This window comes from Streptomyces marianii (assembly GCF_005795905.1).
Lineage (GTDB): Bacteria > Actinomycetota > Actinomycetes > Streptomycetales > Streptomycetaceae > Streptomyces > Streptomyces marianii.
The window spans coordinates 5,279,525-5,298,457 of record NZ_VAWE01000001.1 but is presented as its reverse complement, the minus strand read 5'-3'; the positions used below and the strand labels follow the sequence as shown (position 1 = coordinate 5,298,457).

Genomic DNA, 18,933 nt, shown 5'->3' with positions numbered 1-18,933 from the left:
TCCTAATACGACTTTTCCCCGTGAGCTTCCACGGTCCCAGGGAGCCGTATCCGGAACACCACGTTGGGGCAGGGCTCACACGTTTGGGGGCGCCCCCTCGATCGGGCGTCCGAGCACGCCCGGTCGCCTCTGCCACGGCAACGGGCCCCCAGCGGCCGGTAGTCGACGCCGAGCACGTCAAGCCGGGCGCAGTGGGCGGACATACGCCGCTCGAAGTCCGCGGAGTCCCGGCCGGCGGGGGGCGGGCAGTTCGGGCGGCCGGGGACGCCTTCCACTGGCCCTTGGGGCACTCGTCGCCCCCGATGCGGAGGAACGGGGAGACGGAGGCGGGGAAGAGCTCCAGGACCTCCTCGAAGACCCCTGTGTAGAAGCGGAGGGTGGTCTCGGTGGGGGCGAGGACGTGCGGGCTGACGCCCCAGTTGTCCCGGACGGACAGGGCGGCGGTGTCGGCGACGTCGGTGTTTCCGAGCTCCGGGTACGCGTCGACTCATGAGGTCCACCGCGAGCGTGCGGTGCGAACTGCTTTTCAGTACGCCGATGTTGCTGCCGGCCGTGAAGGCCGGAGCGTTCGAGCCATCGGTGACAGCGGGCAGCAGGCAGCGGGCAGCGGGCAGCGGGACGACCGCGTACTCGCCCTTCACCCCGCCCGCCCCGACGGCCGGGTGGCTGAAGTCATCGCCGATCGCCGTCGCCGCCTTGCCGGGGGCGAACGCGGCGACGGTCGCGTTGCCGCCCATCGACGCGCACTTGACGGCCGGGCAGCCGTCTTCCCCGAAACGGCGAGGTGTACGCCTCGATGCCGTTGCCCGCCTGCGGGTTGTCGACGGCCCTCGTACGTGCCGCCGCTCGCCGCCGGCTCACCACCGTTCGCCCGGATGAACGGCATGGTGCCGCAGGTGTACGCGCCGCCGACGGCGAGTCCGTACAGCTCGGGCCGCGCCTTGCGGACCTTCTTCGCGACGGAGACGGGCCCGGCCCGGGGGGTCCTGGGCGGCCGGACACCGAGGTCCGTGAAGACGTCGGCGCGGTAGTACAGGGCAAGGGCGGTGACGGGGGGGGCCATGCGGGCGGGAAGCTTCACGGCGGACCCCCTCCGGCGGCACGCCGCAACCTGTGCGAGACCTCTCTCGCGATGCACAGCGCGCAGGAGATCAGGGCTGCCCCATGGCAGCGACAAGAGGTCTCAACCACTCCGTGACCGGCGGACGCGCGGCCCGCAACGGGACGCCGGCGGGCAACGGCACCCCGACGGGCGGGGCCGGGGAGACACCGCACGGGAGCCGGACGACACGAACGGCCTCCGGGACGCACCAGCGCGGTGCGCCCCGGAGGCCGTCCCCGAGCCGGAAGGAGGTCCGGAGGCCGGCGGACCGGCCGTCCGGCTACTTCTTGTCCTTGCCGCCCTTGTCCTTGTCCCCACCGGAGCCCATGGACTCGTAGATCTCCTTGCACATCGGGCACACCGGGTACTTCTTGGGGTCGCGCCCCGGCACCCAGACCTTGCCGCACAGTGCCACCACGGGAGTGCCGTCGAGGGCACTCGCCATGATCTTGTCCTTCTGGACGTAATGGGCGAAGCGCTCGTGGTCGCCGTCGCCGTGCGACACCTGGGGTGTCGGCTCCACGAGGGTGCCCGTACCTGCCCCGCGCTCGGGCTCGAGAGTGCTCATAGGTGCCAAGGGTACTCAAGCCGCGCGGATTCAGTTCAGCGACGGGTCGTCCGGATAGGTGGCCACCATCGCGAGTTCGCTGCGCTGCCGTCGAAGCACGGACCGCCACAGCGACTCCGGCCGCGGGGAGGAGACGTCACCGGGCTCGGACTCCACGACGTACCAGGCACCCTCGCTCAGCTCGTCCTCCAGCTGACCCGGACCCCAGCCCGCGTAACCCGCGAAGATCCGCAGCGAACCCAGCGAGGCGGCGAGCAGCTCGGGCGGGGCCTCCAGGTCGACGAGGCCGATCGCCCCGTGGACCCTGCGCCAGCCGAGCGGCCCCTCGTCACCGGGGATGACGGCGAGGCCGAGCGCCGAGTCGAGGGAGACGGGACCGCCCTGGAAGACCACGCCGGGCTCACCGGCCAGACCCGCCCAGGGCTCCAGGATGTCGCCGACGCCGACGGGAGTGGGCCGGTTGAGGACCACGCCGAGGGATCCCTCCTCGTCGTGGTCGAGCAGGAGCAGCACCGCGCGGTCGAAGTTCGGGTCCGCGAGGGCCGGAGTGGCGACGAGCAGCCGCCCTGTGAGGGAGGACACCTCGGTCATGGGAGACATGATCCCGCATCTTCGCCCTCCGCGGGGAGCGGGCGTCCCGGTCCGGACCGACGCAGCTCAGGGCGCACCGCGGCAGCGGGAGGGCGCGCCCGCCGCAGCGAAGCGGATGGTGACCCTCCGAACACGCACCGAAACAGAACGTATTGTGCCGAATTCATTACACCTGCGATGTGCCCTTGGCCTTACGGGACAGGGGTAGGAGGGCCTTAACCTTTTCTCTGGCCCCTGCCCGAACTCCTCCCCCGGCTCCACTGGGAGGACCCTCCGGAACGCGAGATTCATGACCGGCACAGACGATGTACTGCTTGTCCACGGCGGAGCCCCGCTGGAGGGCGAGATCCGCGTCCGCGGCGCCAAGAACCTGGTGCCGAAGGCTATGGTCGCCGCGCTGCTCGGCAGCGAGCCGAGCCGGCTGCGCAACGTGCCCGACATCCGCGACGTGCGGGTGGTGCGCGGGCTGCTGCAGCTGCACGGCGTGACGGTGCGGCCCGGGGACGAGCCCGGCGAACTGGTGCTCGACCCGACGCACGTCGAGAGCGCGAACGTCGCGGACATCGATGCCCACGCCGGTTCCTCGCGCATCCCGATCCTGTTCTGCGGCCCGCTGCTGCACCGGCTCGGGCACGCCTTCATCCCGGGTCTGGGCGGCTGCGACATCGGCGGCCGGCCGATCGACTTCCACTTCGACGTGCTGCGGCAGTTCGGCGCGAAGATCGAGAAGCGGGCGGACGGGCAGTACCTGGAGGCCCCGCAGCGGCTTCGCGGATGCAAGATCCGCCTGCCGTACCCGTCGGTCGGCTCCACCGAGCAGGTGCTGCTGACCGCGGTGCTGGCGGAGGGCGTCACGGAGCTGTCGAACGCGGCGGTGGAGCCGGAGATCGAGGACCTGATCTGCGTCCTGCAGAAAATGGGCGCGATCATTTCGATGGACACCGACCGGACCATCCGGATCACCGGTGTGGACCGCCTCGGCGGCTACACCCACCGGGCGCTCCCGGACCGGCTGGAGGCGGCGTCCTGGGCCTCGGCGGCGCTGGCGACCGAGGGCAACATCTACGTGCGCGGCGCGCAGCAGCGCTCGATGATGACCTTCCTCAACACCTACCGGAAGGTCGGCGGCGCCTTCGAGATCGACGACGAGGGCATCCGCTTCTGGCACCCGGGCGGCTCCCTCAACGCGATCGCCCTGGAGACCGACGTGCACCCCGGCTTCCAGACGGACTGGCAGCAGCCCCTGGTGGTGGCGCTCACGCAGGCGGCGGGCCTGTCGATCGTGCACGAGACGGTGTACGAGTCGCGGCTCGGCTTCACCTCGGCGCTCAACCAGATGGGTGCGCACATCCAGCTGTACCGGGAGTGCCTGGGCGGCTCGGACTGCCGCTTCGGCCAGCGGAACTTCCTGCACTCGGCGGTCGTGTCCGGCCCGACGAAGCTCCAGGGCTCGGATCTGGTGATCCCCGACCTGCGCGGCGGTTTCTCGTACCTGATCGCGGCGCTGGCGGCGCAGGGCACGTCCCGGGTGCACGGCATCGACCTGATCAACCGCGGCTACGAGAACTTCATGGAGAAGCTCGTCGAGCTCGGAGCGAAGGTCGAGTTGCCGCGCGGCGCGGTCGTCTGACCCCACCCGCTTCTCCGAGCGCCGTCCGGCCGCCCAGCGGCCCGGACCGGCGTTCGGCGCGTTCCCGTACGCGACGGAGGCGGGCGCCCCGTCCCTGCGCGACCGTGGCGCTGCCTCCGCGCGCGATCGCGTACGGGCGCCTCCGTACACGGACTGCGCAGGCCGCACCGCCCTGCGCGGGCCCCATCCCGGCACCACCACGGACAGTCACCGTCCGCACCCGGCCTCCGCACCCGACCGCAGGCCGCACCCGCCCCCGCACGCGGCCGCAGACACGCTCCTCCCTGCGCGGCCGGCCCCGCGCGCCCACTGCCCTGGCACCGCGCACGGGGGACACGCCCTCACCCGCACCGAAGGCCTCACGCGTCGGCGCGCGGGGCCGCGCACGGTCCCGCGCGCCCCGCCCGCCGCCATGGTGGGCAACGCACGCCTCCTTGAGGCGCCTCCTCGGCGACCCCGGCGCGCGAGGCCGTGAGCGGGAGCGCCGTGGTCCCTCGCGGCCCCCGACAGCGCGAGGGCGGCCACCCCCCGACGGGAAGTGGCCGCCCTCGCGCTCTGAGGCTTACTTGCCCTTCGCGGCTTCCTTGAGCTTGGAGCCCGCGGAGACCTTCACGCTGTAGCCGGCCGGGATCTGGATCGGGTCGCCGGTCTGCGGGTTACGAGCGGTGCGAGCGGCACGGTGGGTGCGCTCGAAGGTCAGGAAACCGGGGATGGTGACCTTCTCGTCGCCCTTGGCGACGATCTCGCCGACGACCTCGGCGAAGGCGGCCAGCACAGCGTCGGCGTCCTTGCGGGTCACCTCGGCACGGTCGGCCAGCGCGGCCACCAGCTCACTGCGGTTCATGTTCTTACTCCCGTGTTCTTCTTGCCTGTGAGGCGTGAGATCGAAGCCGATGCTGCCAGGGCCCTCGGACAGTTCCCCGGACCCGGGTCTGCCGTCAGACCCTCGCGCCCAATTGAGCATCCTGCCCCCACCAGCGGCGGGAAAGCCAATCCGGCACCCTCCGGAGTCACACGAAAAGCGCCACTGGCTCGTTCCGGTGACGTTCCGTCGACTCCCTGCGGACTCCACGGAGCCGAGACGGTCCGAAAGACCTCCGGAGGACGGATCCTCCGAAGTCGTGCGGCCCGTAGCGGGCCCATGGTCCGCCACCCTAAGGGCGGTTTTCCGGGCCCGCGACTCGCGACGCGCCGGACTCAGTACGGGGTGGGGCCCGTCACAGCCGCGCCCGCCGCCCGCGCGGCGTCCCGGACGGCCCCGGCGACGGCACCCGCGACCTTGTCGTTGAAGACGGACGGGATGATGTAGTTCGGGTTGAGCTCGTCCTCGGTGACGACGTCCGCCAGCGCCGTTGCCGCGGCGAGCATCATCTCCGTGTTGACGGTGCGCGACTGCGCGTCCAGGAGGCCTCGGAAGACACCCGGGAACACCAACACGTTGTTGATCTGGTTCGGGAAGTCGCTGCGGCCGGTGGCCACAACTGCCGCGGTCTGCCGGGCGATTGCCGGGTCCACCTCGGGGTCGGGGTTCGCGAGCGCGAACACGATCGCGTCGTCCGCCATCCCCGCGACGTCCTCCGCACCCAGCACGTTCGGGGCGGAGACCCCGATGAACACGTCGGCGCCGCGCACCGCTTCCCTGAGCGTGCCGGTGACACCGTCGGGGTTGGTGTTGTCGCCGATCCAGCGCAGCGCCGACCCGGGCGCGGCGTCCACGAGGTCCTCGCGGCCGGCGTGCACGACGCCGTGGATGTCGGCGACGACGGCGTGCTTGACACCCGCCGCGATGAGCAGCTTCAGGATGGCCGTACCGGCCGCGCCGGCGCCGGACATCACGACCCGGACGTCCTCAACCGCCTTGCCCACCACGCGCAGTGCGTTGGTGAGGGCGGCGAGCACGACGATCGCGGTGCCGTGCTGATCGTCGTGGAAGACCGGGATGTCGAGGGCCTCGCGCAGCCGTGCCTCGATCTCGAAGCAGCGGGGCGCCGAGATGTCCTCCAGGTTGATGCCTGCGAAGCCCGGGGCGATGGCCTTGACGATCTCGACGATGGCGTCGGTGTCCTGGGTGTCCAGACAGATCGGCCAGGCGTCGATGCCGGCGAACCGCTTGAAGAGGGCCGCCTTGCCCTCCATGACGGGCAGGGCGGCCTTCGGGCCGATGTTGCCGAGGCCGAGCACGGCGGAACCGTCCGTCACGACGGCGACGGAGTTGCGCTTGATGGTGAGGCGGCGGGCGTCCTCGGGGTTCTCGGCGATGGCCATGCACACGCGGGCCACGCCCGGGGTGTAGACCATGGAGAGGTCGTCACGGTTGCGGATGGGGTGCTTGGACTGCATCTCGATCTTGCCGCCGAGGTGCATGAGGAAGGTCCGGTCGGACACCTTGCCGAGGGTGACGCCCTCGATGCCGTTCAGCTTCTCGACGATCTCGTCCGCGTGCGTCGTGGAGGTCGCCGCGATGGTGACGTCGATCCGGAGCTTCTCGTGGCCGGACGCGGTGACGTCGAGACCGGTGACCGAGCCGCCGGAGGACTCCACGGCGGTGGTGAGCTGCGAGACCGCGGTTCCGCTCGCGGGCACCTCCAGCCGGACCGTCATCGAGTACGAGACGCTGGGCGCCGTTGCCATGGCCGAGTTCCTCTGCTTTCCCTAGCTTCGTTGCCGCACCGCCCGGTGGTGACCGGGCGGGGCCATCCGATGGTCGCACCTACCTGCCAGTAGCAGGTAATACTGGTCGTTTTGGTTTTGGAAAACTTTTTCCACCATACGAGAAGTCGCGGAGAAGTAGAAGAGCGGAGAAACGGAAGAGGTCCGCGTCACCGTGGTGACGCGGACCTCTTCCCGACGCTCTGGTGACACCGACCCGCCATGCTCGCCTCGCGGCAAGTGGTCCCTCTGAGGGACGAAGGTTGGGCCCGGGGGCTTGGATCGGGCCGGTGCCACACACAGGCTAACAAAGAGTCCCAGAAGGTGATTCCCCGCTCCGCGAGTTGACCCCGTTCGGCCGTCCGCCCGCCCCGTCCGGCCCGCAGTCCGTCAACGGGACCGGGACGCGCCCCGGCAGGTCCGGGCGGGCCCTCAGTCCCTCAGCAGGTCCGGGACCCCGTCCGCGTCCGGCTCGTCGCGCCTGCCCGAGACCACGGTGAGCTGCTGGGTGGCGCGGGTCAGCGCCACGTACAGCACCCGCAGGCCGGCCGGCGACTCGTCGGCGATCTCCGCGGGCGAGACGACCACCGTCGCGTCGTATTCCAGGCCCTTCGCCTCGAGCGAACCGAGGGCGACCGCACGGTCGCCGAGGCCGTCGAGCCAGCGGGCGGCCTCCGCGCGCCGGTCCATCGCGACCACGACGCCGACGGTGCCGTCCACCTCGTCCAGCAGACGCCGGGTCTCCAGACGGACGGTCCGCTCCAGGTCGTCGCGCGCCACCGCGAACCGGGGTCGCAGGCCCGTCGAGCGGACGGCGCGGGGCGCCACCATTCCCGGCATGGCCAGCGTCAGCACCCGGGCGGCGAGCTCGGCGACCTCGGACGGGTTGCGGTAGTTCACGGTGAGTTCGAACCGCCGGCGCGGCCGGGTACCGAGGGCGTCGTCGCGGGCCTCGGCGGCCTCGTCCGGGTCCGACCATGACGACTGGGCGGGGTCGCCCACGATCGTCCAGGTGGCGTGCCGGCCGCGGCGGCCGATCATCCGCCACTGCATGGGCGTGAGGTCCTGCGCCTCGTCGACGATGACGTGCGCGTACTCGGTGCGCTCCGCCGCCAGCCGCTCGGCCCGCTCGCGCTGGGATTCCTCGCGCTGCGGCATCAGCTCCTCCAGCCCGGTGAGCTGGTCCAGCGGATCGGCCTCGCGCTTCTTCTTCGGGCGGACCGGGGTGCCGAGGATGGCCTGCAGTTCGTCGAGGGCCGCGACGTCGTGCGCGGACAGGCCGTCACGTCTGAGACTGCGGGCGAGTCTTCGCACCTCGCCGGGGTTGAGGACCCGTCGTGACCAGCGGCCGAGCCGGCGCTCGTCGGCCATCGCGGCGAGCACCCCGAGCGGCGTCAGCTCGGGCCACCAGGCGTCGAGGAAGTCGACGAACGAGTCCTCCGAGCTGACGTCGTCGTCGAAGGAGGAGCGCAGCTCGGCGGCCAGCTCCGGGTCGGTGTGCCGGCCGGCCGCGCCCGACTTCGCGTACAGCGCGTCCAGGAGCAGTCTCCGGGCGCGCGGCCGCAGCAGGTTGACCGGCGCGGTGCCGCCCAGGACGTTGTGGCGGATGCGCTGGAGCTCGTCGGACTCCAGTTCCAGCCGGCGGCCGAACGCCACCACCCGCAGCCGGTCGGGGGTCTCGCCGAGCTCCAGGGCGCCGCGGGCCGCCTTGCGCAGCACCTTCAGCATCCGCAGCGAGCCCTTGACGCGGGCGACGGGCGGATCGTCGTACGTGGCGGCCTCGGCCCCGTCCACCAGGGAGCCCACCGCCCGGATCGCGACCTGCCCCTCCTCGCCCAGCGAGGGCAGCACGCCCTCGGTGTAGGCGACGAGCAGCGGGGTCGGGGAGACGACCAGGATGCCGCCCGCGTACCGGCGCCGGTCCTGGTAGAGCAGGTACGCGGCCCGGTGGAGCGCGACGGCCGTCTTTCCGGTGCCCGGGCCGCCGGAGACCTCCGTGACCGAGGCGGCGGGCGCCCTGATCACCAGGTCCTGCTCGGCCTGGATGGAGGACACGATGTCCCGCATGGTGTGGGTGCGGGCCTGGCCGAGCGCCGCCATCAGGGCGCCGTCGCCGATGACCGGCAGCTCCTGACCGCCGAGGCGTGCGGTCAGCTCGGGGCGCATCAGGTCGTCCTCGACGCCCAGGACACGGCGGCCCTTGGAGCGGATGACGCGGCGGCGCACGACACGGCCGGGGTCGACGGGGGTGGAGCGGTAGAAGGGCGCCGCGGCCGGGGCGCGCCAGTCGATGACCAGGGGCGCGTAGTCGGCGTCGAGCACGCCGATCCGGCCGATGTGCAGCGTCTCGGCGATGTCGGCGTACTGCCCCGTCCCGTCCGCCCGCACGGCGTCCTCGGCCGGCTCGACGGAGGTGTACGCCCCGTCAGGCCCCTTCTTGCCGTCCTTGCCGCGCAGCAGGTCGATCCGGCCGAAGAGGAAGTCCTCGAACTCGCTGTTGAGCCGGTTGAGGTGGATCCCGGCCCGGAACACCTGGGCGTCCCGCTCGGCGAGCGCGCCGGGCGTGCCGACCTGGCCGCGTTTGGCGGCGTCGTCCATCAGGAACTCCGCCTCGTGGATCTTCTCCTCGAGGCGGTGGTACACCTGATCCAGATGGTCCTGTTCGACAAGGATCTCGCGGTCCCGGACCGAGTCGACAGCGGCTTCCTGCGCGGCCACCGTGGCCCCCTTCTGACGTGCACTGGGCAGCCGTCAACCGTACGCGAAGGGGGCCGTTATGTCAGGCGGAAGGTCCGCTGTCGTGGTCCGGGTGTCCGTGGTTCAGGCGCCGACCTCCACGAGGCGCTTCCCGTCGAAGGTGCGGACCTCGAAGTGATCGATCTCGTTGCGGTCCATGGCGGCGCCGCCATGGATGTACAGGGGCTTCTTGGCCTCCTTGTTCGTGCTGTCGACGATGCCGTACCCGCGCTCGGGGACGGACCAGGAGGTCACGACCTCCTCCTCACCGCCCTTGGAGACGGCGACGAGACTGCACTTCTGGGGGCCCTTGACGTTCTTGAGCTCCAGGACCGCGTGGGTGCCCCAGCCCTTCTCCTCCAGGCCGACGGTGGCGGTGACCTTGGTGACCGCGTCCGTCGCCTCGACCTTCTCCGCCATGCCGTCGAAGAACTCGTTCTCCGCGGGGCTGGTCGGGTGCGGTGCCGCGACGTTGCCCGCCGTGGCGTCGTCCTGGGTGACGACCACCGCGACGGCCGGACCGCCGAGGATCAGCACGGCCGAAGCCGCGATCATGTACATGCTGCGACGGCGCTTCCGGGAGCGCTTCACCGCGACCTCGTCCACGAGCCGGTCCAGCAGCTGCGGACTCGGCGCCGTCGGGACCGTGACGGCGGGCCGGGACGGCGGCTGCATGATCCTGCTGTCGAAGGGCAGCACGGTGGGTTGCTGAGGCACGCCCGGCTGCACCGGGGCCTCGGCGAGCATCGCCAGCATCGGCTCCATGCCCGCGAACTCCTCGAGGTGGGCGGCACAGATGTCGCAGCCGGCCAGGTGCGCCTCGAACGCGGTGGCTTCCGCGTCGTCGAGGATGCCGAGGACATACGCCCCGGCCGTCTCGTGGACCGACCCCTCTTCGGACTGTCCGAACTGCCCGGACTGGTCCTGCCTGTTCATGCCGTGACCCCCCTCTCCTCCAGAGCGAGCTTCATGGAACGCAGTGCGTAGAACACACGGGACCGCACGGTCCCGCTGGGTATGCCGAGCTTCTCGGCCGCCTCATTGACCGTACGCCCTTTGAAATACGTCTCGACGAGTACTTCCCTGTGAGCAGGGGTCAAATCATCGAGCGCATCGGATAGCGTCATCAGCCACAACGCCTTGTCGATCTCGTCCTCCGCGGGCATGACCTCCAGCGGCGACGGATCGACCTCCTGCGGCCGGGCTTGCCGGCTGCGGTGACCGTCGATGACGATACGCCGTGCGACCGTCACCAGCCAGGGTCGGACAGAGCCGGTCGCCCGATTGAGCTGACCGGCGTTCTTCCAGGCACGGATGAGCGTCTCCTGTACCACGTCCTCGGCACGCTGGCGGTCGCCGGCCACGAGGCGGAGCACATAGGCGAGGAGAGGTCCGGCGTGCTCCTGATAAAGCACGCGCATCAGCTCCTCGTCAGGGACGGATGTGCTGGTGCGCGACGAGTCGGCGCGATGCCGGGCCCTGCCTGAACGGTCATCGGCCACGGCGGCATCCTTGCGCACCTGAACCTCCCGGTCGAGACCCTGTCTGAGTGTCTGACTGCTTGTCTGTCGTCCATCACTACGGAGCGGCCCGCCGATCGACTCAACGCGACCGGGAAAAACTTTCAAGATCTTTTGGGATGCCGGCCGGCGCCTCGCCGATTCGGCCGGCAATACCGGTCATAGCATCGCGAAATGATCGCCTGTCAGGCCCTCGAGAGCGCCGCGCGACGCCGGTGCCGCGCCACGCGCTCCCGATTGCCGCACATCTCGCTTGAACACCAGCGACGGCGCCGGCCCCGGGATGTGTCCAGATACACACGGCGGCAGCCTTCGCCCTCGCAGCGGCGGAGCCTGGAACGGGCCTCGGGATCGGTGAGCAGGTCCACCGCGTCGCGGGCGACGGCGGCGAGCAGCGCGGCGCATTCGGGGCGGGCGAGCGGGGCCCGGACGAGCTCGCCCTCGTCGTCGCGCACGGCCGTGACGGCGGGCGGGGCGGAGGCGGAGGCGAACGCGTTGAGCCGTACGAGGGCGCCGTCCCGACCATCGCGGCGTCCGGGAGCGGGTACGCCCGTACGGTGGTCGATCTGGGCGTCCACCAAGCCCTCCACACAGGCGCGCAGTTCACGGAACGGGGGCACCCACCACGCGGTCACGGCGCCCAGGGGAGTGCCCGGCGGCAGCAGTCCGGCCGCCATGAGCCACCGCCCGAGCCCTCCGGGATCCTCCGGCCCCGCCGCCACGAGATCCAGGCAGACGCGCCCCGAGTCGAACCGCCCGTCGTACGAGCCGATGCCCATGAGTTCAGGGTGCCCGTGCGGGCACGCCCCGGGAACCCCCCGGGAACGACCCCCGGGCGTCGGGCGGGTCCCACGTGCCCCGGACGCGCCCCGATCCCACGCGGGACGACGGACCCCTCAGGCGGATGTCCCCGCGCCTGGCCCGCCGGCGGCGGCGTGGCCGCCGGGGCGACCCGTCGCGACGTGCCGGCCCGGGCGCCGGGCCACCCGCCCGTGGCCGCCCGCCCCCGCGTGCGGGGCCGGCCCTCGCGCCCCCGCAACCGCCGTCAGGCGTCCGCGTACTTGGTGTCGACCGCCGGGTCGAGTGCCAGCCGGTAGCCGCGCTTCACCACGGTCTGGATGAGGTTGGGGTCGCCGAGGGCCGTGCGGAGGCGGGCCATGGCCGTCTCCACGGCGTGCTCGTCACGGCCGGCGCCGGGCAGGGCACGCAGCAGGTCCGCGCGGGATACGACCCAGCCGGGGCGGCGGGCCAGGGCGTTGAGCAGCGACATCCCCGCCGGAGGCACCGGCCGTACGTCGCCGTCGACGAGGACGGCATGGCCGCGGATCTCGACCTGGCGGCCGGCCACCGGCAAGGTCCGGGCCCGCGAGGGCAGTTCGAGGCAGAGCAGCTGGACGAGCGGGCCCAGCCGGAAGCGGTCGGGCTGGACCGTGTCCAGCCCGCGCGCCTGGAGCGGAAGGGCCGTGACCGGTCCCACGCAGGCCGGCAGCACGTCGTGGGCGAGCGCGTCGAGCAGCTCCGGCAGCAGTCCACGGTCCTCGGCACGGGAGAACAGCGACGCCGCGGCCGGGGCGCTGGTGAACGTCACGGCGTCCAGGGACCGCCCCACCGTCGCGTCGAGCAGCCGGTCCAGCGGAGCGAGGTCGTCCGGGGGCATCCACCGGTAGACGGGGACGACGACGACCTCGGCGCCCCCGGCCCGTAGCGCCTCCACGAACCCGGGAAGCGGTTCGCCGTGCAGTTGCAGCGCCACCCGGCGGTCCGCGACGCCCTCGTCGAGGAGCCGGTCGAGCACCTCGGCCATCGACTCGGACGTGGGCGACCACTCCTCCGTCAGCCCGGCCGCCCGGATCGCGCCCTTCACCTTCGGGCCGCGGGCCAGGAGCTCGACGCCGCGCAGGCAGGCGAGCAGTTCCTCGCCGTAGCCCCAGCCGTCGGCGGCCTCCACCCAGCCCCGGAACCCGATCGCCGTGGTGGCGACCACCACGTCCGGGGCGTTGTCGATGAGCTCCTTGGTGGCGGCGAGCAACTCGCCGTCGTCCGCGAGCGGCACGATCCGCAGGGCGGGTGCGTGGAGCACCGTCGCCCCGCGGCGCTGCAGCAACGCGCCCAGTTCGTCCGCGCGCCTGGCCGCCGTGACCCCGACCGTGAAGCCCGAGAGCGGGGCGACCGCGGCAGCGGCGTGCTGTTCGTGGTACATGCCGACCGAGCCTGGCAAGGACGCGTGACAGGCTCGGATCGGCTGCGTTTCCCCGTGGTTACGAGGCACTCCCGCTCACACCTCGGCGTAGCTGAGCTGCGGCTTCTTCTCGGTCGTCGCGGCCGGTGCGGCGGTGCGTGCGGGCTTGCGAAGGTATACCGCCCAGGTGACCGCGAAACACAGCACGTAGTAGCCGAGGAAGACCACGAAGGCGCTCGTGCCGCTCCCCGAGGTGAGGAAGGACTGCCGAAGGGCGAGGTTGATGCCGAGCCCTCCGAAGGCACCGACCGCGCCGATCAGGGCCATGGTCGCCCCCGACAGCCGTCGGGCGTAGATCTGGGCATCCTCGCCCATGAGGCCCTTGGCTTGCGCCTTGGTCCGGTAGATACCGGGGATCATCTTGTAGGTCGACCCGTTGCCGATGCCGGTGAGGATGAACAGGACGATGAATCCGGCGATGAACAGGGCCAGCGACTTCTGCACGGAGGCGGCGACGACCACGCCGACCGCCACGGTCATGAGGGCGAAGTTCCACAGCGTCACCCTCGCCCCGCCGAGCCGGTCGGCGAGATGGCCGCCGACGGGACGGATGAGCGAACCGAGCAGCGGGCCGACGAAGGTGAGCGAGGCGGCCTGCAGCGGGGTGCGGCCGAACTGGTTCTGCAGGACGAGTCCGAAGGCGAAGCTGTAGCCGATGAAGGAACCGAACGTGCCGATGTAGAGGAAGGACATGATCCAGGTGTGGCTGTCCCGGACGGCCTCCTTGGCGGCGCCGGAGTCGTTCTTCACCGGGCCGAGGTTGTTCATGTACGTGGCGCTGAGCACGGTGGCCACGATGATCAGCGGAATGTAGAGGCCCACCAGCAGCCGCGGCTGCGTGGCTCCGGCGGTCGCGATGACCAGCAGACCGAGCAACTGCACCACGGCCACGCCGATGTTGCCGCCGCCCGCGTTCATGCCGAGCGCCCAGCCCTTGAGGCGCAGCGGATAGAAGCTGTTGATGTTGGTCATGGAGGAGGCGAAGTTCGCCCCGCCGACGCCGGTGAGGATCGCGACCACCATGAAGGTGGTATACGAGGTTCCCGGTTCCATGACGGCGAACAGGGCGGTGGTCGGCACCAGCAGCATGCCGGCACTGACGATCGTCCAGTTCCGGCCGCCGAACCGGGCGACCGCGAATCCGTAGGGCACCCGCAGCGCCGCGCCGACCAGCGAGGCGACGGCGACCAGGAAGAACTTCCCCGCCGGGTCGATGCCGTACTGGGGCCCCATGAAGAGAGCCATCACCGAGAACATGCTCCATACGGAGAATCCGATGTGCTCGGAGATCACCGAAAAGATCAGGTTCCGCTTGGCGATGTGCTTGCCTTCCGCCTCCCAGAAGGTCTCGTCCTCCGGGTCCCACTGCTCGATCCACCTGCCGGCCATGGCGTGCCTCCACTGATGCTCCGGGTAGTGGACCCGACGCTAGGCATGGCGGGTTTCAGCTCCGTGGCGTGAGATGACCGCGGTGGAACCTTGCCCTCACCCGGTGCTCAGGCGCGGTGTGAGCGCCCCCGTCCGCGGACCGACCTGCCCCGCGACGCCTTCTCGCGCGTCGCGCCGTTCGGCCAGAGCCGGGCGGGGCGCTTGGCCGCGACGTCCTCCAGCCAGCCCACAGCCATGATCATCAGCCCGATCAGCGGGAAGACGACGATCAGCATGAGGACGGGGTACGCCCGCTCCAGATAGACCGAGTACGTCGGCCAGACGCCCGGGATCCTCCAGAGCAGATCGATGACCGGGATCGTCGCCATGATCAGCAGGTTGTGCCAGAGGTAGATCGTCACGGCCCGGTTGTTGGACAGGGTGACCAGGCTGTCGAAGTGCGCGAGCCTCCCGGGGAGCCGCTGCCACGACGGGGAGTACGCGAGCAGGATCACACAGAAGCCGAACGACCAGGTGGCCTGGGCGAGCGGGATGTCGTTGAGGTCCCACCCGTCCGGGCCCAGGTGCCCCGACGCCCACCACAGGCCGAAGGCCATGATCAGCGAGGACACGGACACGAAGACGTACCGCGGGAGCTTCTCGAACATGCCCTCCTGGTGGGCGAAGCCGAGCACCCAGCACGATCCGTAGGTGGCGAAGTCGGTGATGACGTTGCCGGTCTCGCCGGGGATCTTGAACAGCCCGGAGCCGACGACCGCGGTGAGCGCGAGCGGGGCGAACAGCGTCGCCCACGGCAGCCTGCGGAAGGCCCACAGCAGCAGCGGCGAGGCGATCACGAACCACAGATAGGCACGGATGTACCAGAGCGGGCCGGCCGCCTGGACCGCCCAGGTGTCCTCGAGCAGTCCCGAGGCGTCACCGCTGTGCCAGGGGTACGGCGGTGCGCCGACCGGAACGATGTACCAGGCCAGCTTGACGAACCACCAGATCCCCTCCTCCTTCACCGGCTTCCAGCCGAAGTAGAAGATCACGGGGAGGACGAAGGCCGAGAACGCCCACATCGGCGGCAGCAGCCGCCGGACGCGGCCGCGGATGACACCCCACGCGGGCCGCGCCAGCGAGCGGGCCATCAGCGAGCCGGCGAGCGCGAACATCACGCCCATGGACGGGAAGAGCACCGTCAGCCAGGCCCAGCCGAAGATGTGGTAGACGATGACGCGGACCAGGGCGATGGACCGCAGCAGGTCGAGGTAGCGGTCCCGGCCCGGCCGCTTCGCAGCGGCGGCGGGCGCGGCCTGCGGGGCCGCGGGTGCGGTCGCACCGGCCCGGTGCCGTGCCCCGGCCGGTGGGGTGCCGCCGCCCATGTCGAGCGAGGGCGAGGTCATCCGACCGGCCTCCGCTCGTCACTGCCCTGTCGCTGGTTCGGTATCGAACCCGGCGCCTCCACCACTCCGGTGCGCCGCAGCTTCTGCCAGCGGAGCCGGCCGCCGGTGAGGGCGGTGATCCAGGACTGGAGCAGCACCACGTACATGAGCTGCCGGTACAGGAGTTGCTGGAGGGGCAGGGAGATCAGGTGCACCATGCGTTCCCTGTCGAGCCGGAACGCGTAGGCGGCGCACACGGCCTGGATGGCGAGGACGCCGAGCCAGGCGACGACCGTCTTCTGCGTGGGGCCGAAGACGAGCCCGTAGAGCAGGAAGACGTCGATCAGCGGGGCGAGCAGCGGGAACAGCACCATGAACAGCGAGACGAGCGGCAGGCCGACCCGGCCGAAGCGGCCGGAGGGGCCGCTCTCGATCACGGAGCGGCGGTGCTTCCAGATCGCCTGCATCGTGCCGTACGACCAGCGGTAGCGCTGGGACCACAGCTGCTGCACGGACTCCGGTGCCTCGGTCCAGGCGCGGGCCCGCTCCGCGTAGACCACACGCCAGCCGTCGCGGTGGATGGCCATGGTGATGTCGGTGTCCTCGGCGAGGGTGTCGTCGCTCATGCCGCCGACCCGCTCCAGGGCCTGGAGGCGGAAGGCGCCGACCGCACCGGGGATCGTCGGCATGCACCGCAGCACGTCGTACATCCGGCGGTCGAGGTTGAAGCCCATCACGTACTCGATGTGCTGCCAGGCGCCGATCAGGCTGTCCCGGTTGCCGACCTTGGCGTTGCCGGCGACCGCGCCGACGCGCGGGTCGCCGAAGGGCTGGACCAGCTCGCGGACGGTGGACGGCTCGAAGACGGTGTCCCCGTCCATCATCACGATGATGTCGTGGCGGGCGTTGCGGATGCCGTTGTTGAGGGCTTCCGGCTTGCCCGCGTTGGCCTGGCGGACGACCCTGACGTTGGGCAGCCACATGTCGTCGACGATGTCGGCGGTGCCGTCCGACGAGCCGTCGTCGATGACGATGACCTCGATCGGGTGGTCGCTCTCCATCAGCGAGCGCACCGTGTTCTCGATGCACTCCTTCTCGTTGTAGGCGGGGACCAGCACCGTCACGGGTTCGGTGACGGCCGGGCCCCAGCGGAAGCGGCGGCGGCGCACCTTGCGGGCGTGGCCGAAGGAGAGCAGCAGCATCAGGCCGAAGCGGAGGAAGACCAGGACACCGATCGCGGCGAGGCCCACGGTCAGCGCCGAGGTGGTCCGCTCGGAGACGGCGACGGCGCCGACCCACGCCTTGCCCTTCCACAGCTCCGGTCCGGCGACCGGCGTGTGGGCGCTGGGCGCGCCGAGGGCCTCGGTGAGGTTCACGAACCGGTAGCCGCGCTCCTTCATGTCGGGCAGGAGGCGACCGAGGGCGGCCACGGTCTGGGAGCGGTCACCGCCGGAGTCGTGCATCAGCACGATGGAGCCCTTGGTGCCCTCGGGAGTGGCCCGCTTGATGATCGCTTCGACGCCCGGGCGCTTCCAGTCCTCGCTGTCCGTGTCGTTGAACGCGGTGATGTAGCCGCGGCTGCCGATGTACTCGGTGACCGGCCAGGACTTGTCGTCCAGGGCGGCCGAGAACGACGAGTACGGAGGACGGAACAGCGAGGTGCGGATGCCGGCCGCGCCCGCGAGCGCCAGCTGGTTCTGCGAGAGCTCCCAGTCGATCCGGCTCTGCGTCTGGAGCGCCAGATCGGGGTGGTTGAAGGTGTGCAGGCCGAGTTCGTGGCCCTCCGCGACCATCCGCCGCACCAGGTCCGGATGGCGGGAGGCCATCGTGCCGGTCACGAAGAACACCGCATGGGCGTCGTACTGCTTCAGCTTGTCGAGGACCTTCGGCGTCCACACCGGGTCGGGCCCGTCGTCGAAGGTCAGCACCAGGTTCTTGTCCGGGACGCTGAGCGCCTTGGGCGCGCCGGGGGTGCGGGCGTCGATGACGGGGCCGCCGTTCAGTATCTGCTCGGGCACCTGGCCGCTGGAGACCGGGGGGCGCACCCGGTGGTCGGCGAGGATCTCGCTGTGCACATAGCCGCGCAGCATGAGCATCGCGAGGAGCGCGACGAGGAAGAGCGAGGGCAGCAGATAGCGCATGGGAAGCCTGCGCCGAACGGCGGACCGCCCGGCGCTCTTCTGTCGCCGGACGGCCCGTCGGCCGGAGGCGGTCATCTAGGAGCGTGTCCCAGTAATCAACGCCGGGCCTGTCATCGGGCGACTGCTCTGCTCGCCCGAAACTTGATGTCGTATTGCCGCCAGAGTTGGCGTCTCGCTCGCGAGAGAGTCGGCGACGGTTCGTGTTCCTGATCGCGGACCTGTCCGTCTGGCACTCCGCGAAAGGCACAGCGCATGCACGTCGTCCCCGGGCTCAAGGTCTTGTACTTCGGAACTCCGGTGGTGCTGATCAGCTCACTCAACGAGGACGGCACTGCGAACCTCGCGCCGATGTCCTCAGCGTGGTGGCTGGACCAGTCCTGCATGCTCGGTCTCGGCAACAACGCCCAGACCACCGCGAACCTGCTGCGGGAAGGCGAATGCGTGCTCAATCTGCCCTCGTCGGCGATGGTCGATGCCGTCGACCGGATCGCGCTCACCACCGGGAAGCCGGCCATGCCGGACTACAAGGCGAAGCAGGGCTACCGGTACGAGCCGGACAAGTTCTCGACCGCGCAGTTGACCGAGCAGGCATCGGATCTGGTCCGGGCCCCCAGGGTTGCGGAATGCCCGGTCCAGATGGAATGCAGGGTCGTCGCGGCCCATCCTTTCGGCGGTCCCGAACCGCATGCCACCGCCTTCGAGGTCGAGGTCCTTCGCGCCCATGTCGAGGAAAACCTGGTCATCCCGGGGACGCACTACGTGGACCCGCTCGGCTGGGACCCTCTGATCATGAAGTTCTGCGAGTTCTTCGGCGGGGGACGCAACGTTCACCCGTCGAGACTCGCCGAGGGCTGGAGCATGCCCCACCAGCTCCGGTCGGCGACCGCCTGAACAGGCATCCGGCGCCCTCATCCATATCTCGTGACCATTCATGCGGGATGATCTCGGTATGCGTGATGGGGATGGGCTGTTCGAGGTCGAGCCGGTCGGTAAGAAACGGCCGC

The 18,933-nt window shown here is 70.8% G+C and carries 14 protein-coding genes and 2 pseudogenes; 2 read left to right on the top strand and 14 right to left on the bottom strand.

Annotated features, from left to right (window positions below; translation table 11 throughout):
* Window positions 1-75: 75 nt before the first annotated feature.
* From FEF34_RS23885 to FEF34_RS23875, 4 genes and pseudogenes are all read right to left on the bottom strand, one after another.
* A pseudogene (locus tag FEF34_RS23885) lies at window positions 76-487 on the bottom strand (family 20 glycosylhydrolase); the annotation flags it as partial.
* Window positions 483-1,039, bottom strand: a pseudogene (locus FEF34_RS43125) (extracellular solute-binding protein); the annotation flags it as partial. The pseudogenes FEF34_RS23885 and FEF34_RS43125, both read right to left, overlap by 5 nt.
* 343 nt (window positions 1,040-1,382) lie before the next feature.
* Complete coding sequence (locus tag FEF34_RS23880) at window positions 1,383-1,670, bottom strand: DUF3039 domain-containing protein (protein ID WP_138054965.1); 288 nt, start codon at window positions 1,668-1,670, stop codon at window positions 1,383-1,385.
* Between the two features lie 30 nt (window positions 1,671-1,700).
* The gene (locus tag FEF34_RS23875) at window positions 1,701-2,261 is read right to left on the bottom strand and encodes a YqgE/AlgH family protein (RefSeq protein WP_138054964.1); all 561 of its coding nucleotides are present in this window, start codon (window positions 2,259-2,261) and stop codon (window positions 1,701-1,703) included.
* Window positions 2,262-2,550: 289 nt separating this feature from the next.
* Between FEF34_RS23875 and murA the strand changes: the two genes are divergently transcribed.
* The gene (murA, locus tag FEF34_RS23870) at window positions 2,551-3,891 is read left to right on the top strand and encodes a UDP-N-acetylglucosamine 1-carboxyvinyltransferase (RefSeq protein ID WP_138054963.1); all 1,341 of its coding nucleotides are present in this window, start codon (window positions 2,551-2,553) and stop codon (window positions 3,889-3,891) included.
* Between the two features lie 562 nt (window positions 3,892-4,453).
* On the opposite strand, the gene FEF34_RS23865 is transcribed toward murA, so the two are convergent.
* The 10 genes from FEF34_RS23865 to FEF34_RS23820 all read right to left on the bottom strand — a co-directional run bounded on the left by FEF34_RS23865 (window position 4,454) and on the right by FEF34_RS23820 (window position 17,929).
* Window positions 4,454-4,735 carry an HU family DNA-binding protein gene (locus FEF34_RS23865; protein WP_017947975.1) on the bottom strand — a complete coding sequence of 94 codons (282 nt, stop codon included), beginning with the start codon at window positions 4,733-4,735 and terminating at the stop codon, window positions 4,454-4,456.
* A gap of 353 nt (window positions 4,736-5,088) precedes the next feature.
* The gene (locus tag FEF34_RS23860; protein ID WP_138054962.1) at window positions 5,089-6,522 is read right to left on the bottom strand and encodes an NAD-dependent malic enzyme; all 1,434 of its coding nucleotides are present in this window, start codon (window positions 6,520-6,522) and stop codon (window positions 5,089-5,091) included.
* A gap of 450 nt (window positions 6,523-6,972) precedes the next feature.
* The gene (locus FEF34_RS23855; protein WP_138054961.1) at window positions 6,973-9,258 is read right to left on the bottom strand and encodes a HelD family protein; all 2,286 of its coding nucleotides are present in this window, start codon (window positions 9,256-9,258) and stop codon (window positions 6,973-6,975) included.
* 102 nt (window positions 9,259-9,360) lie between these two features.
* Window positions 9,361-10,212 carry an anti-sigma factor family protein gene (locus tag FEF34_RS23850; RefSeq protein WP_138054960.1) on the bottom strand — a complete coding sequence of 284 codons (852 nt, stop codon included), beginning with the start codon at window positions 10,210-10,212 and terminating at the stop codon, window positions 9,361-9,363.
* The gene (locus FEF34_RS23845; protein ID WP_026165301.1) at window positions 10,209-10,796 is read right to left on the bottom strand and encodes a sigma-70 family RNA polymerase sigma factor; all 588 of its coding nucleotides are present in this window, start codon (window positions 10,794-10,796) and stop codon (window positions 10,209-10,211) included. Before FEF34_RS23845 ends, FEF34_RS23850 begins: the two co-directional genes overlap by 4 nt.
* A gap of 185 nt (window positions 10,797-10,981) precedes the next feature.
* Window positions 10,982-11,575, bottom strand: coding sequence for a CGNR zinc finger domain-containing protein (locus FEF34_RS23840; protein WP_138054959.1), 594 nt, complete (start codon window positions 11,573-11,575; stop codon window positions 10,982-10,984).
* A gap of 266 nt (window positions 11,576-11,841) precedes the next feature.
* A complete protein-coding gene (locus FEF34_RS23835) occupies window positions 11,842-12,996 on the bottom strand; it encodes a uroporphyrinogen-III synthase (RefSeq protein ID WP_138054958.1) in 1,155 nt (384 codons plus the stop codon).
* A gap of 75 nt (window positions 12,997-13,071) precedes the next feature.
* Complete coding sequence (locus tag FEF34_RS23830; protein WP_138054957.1) at window positions 13,072-14,424, bottom strand: nitrate/nitrite transporter; 1,353 nt, start codon at window positions 14,422-14,424, stop codon at window positions 13,072-13,074.
* Between the two features lie 107 nt (window positions 14,425-14,531).
* Complete coding sequence (locus tag FEF34_RS23825; RefSeq protein ID WP_138054956.1) at window positions 14,532-15,809, bottom strand: acyltransferase family protein; 1,278 nt, start codon at window positions 15,807-15,809, stop codon at window positions 14,532-14,534.
* Complete coding sequence (locus FEF34_RS23820) at window positions 15,806-17,929, bottom strand: bifunctional polysaccharide deacetylase/glycosyltransferase family 2 protein (protein WP_171053067.1); 2,124 nt, start codon at window positions 17,927-17,929, stop codon at window positions 15,806-15,808. The genes FEF34_RS23825 and FEF34_RS23820 overlap by 4 nt, the downstream gene beginning before the upstream one ends.
* Window positions 17,930-18,181: 252 nt before the next feature.
* Here FEF34_RS23820 and FEF34_RS23815 point away from each other — a divergent pair, with 252 nt between their 5' ends.
* Entirely contained in the window at window positions 18,182-18,820 is a 639-nt protein-coding gene (locus FEF34_RS23815; protein ID WP_138051936.1) for a flavin reductase family protein, read from the top strand.
* Window positions 18,821-18,933: the final 113 nt, after the last annotated feature.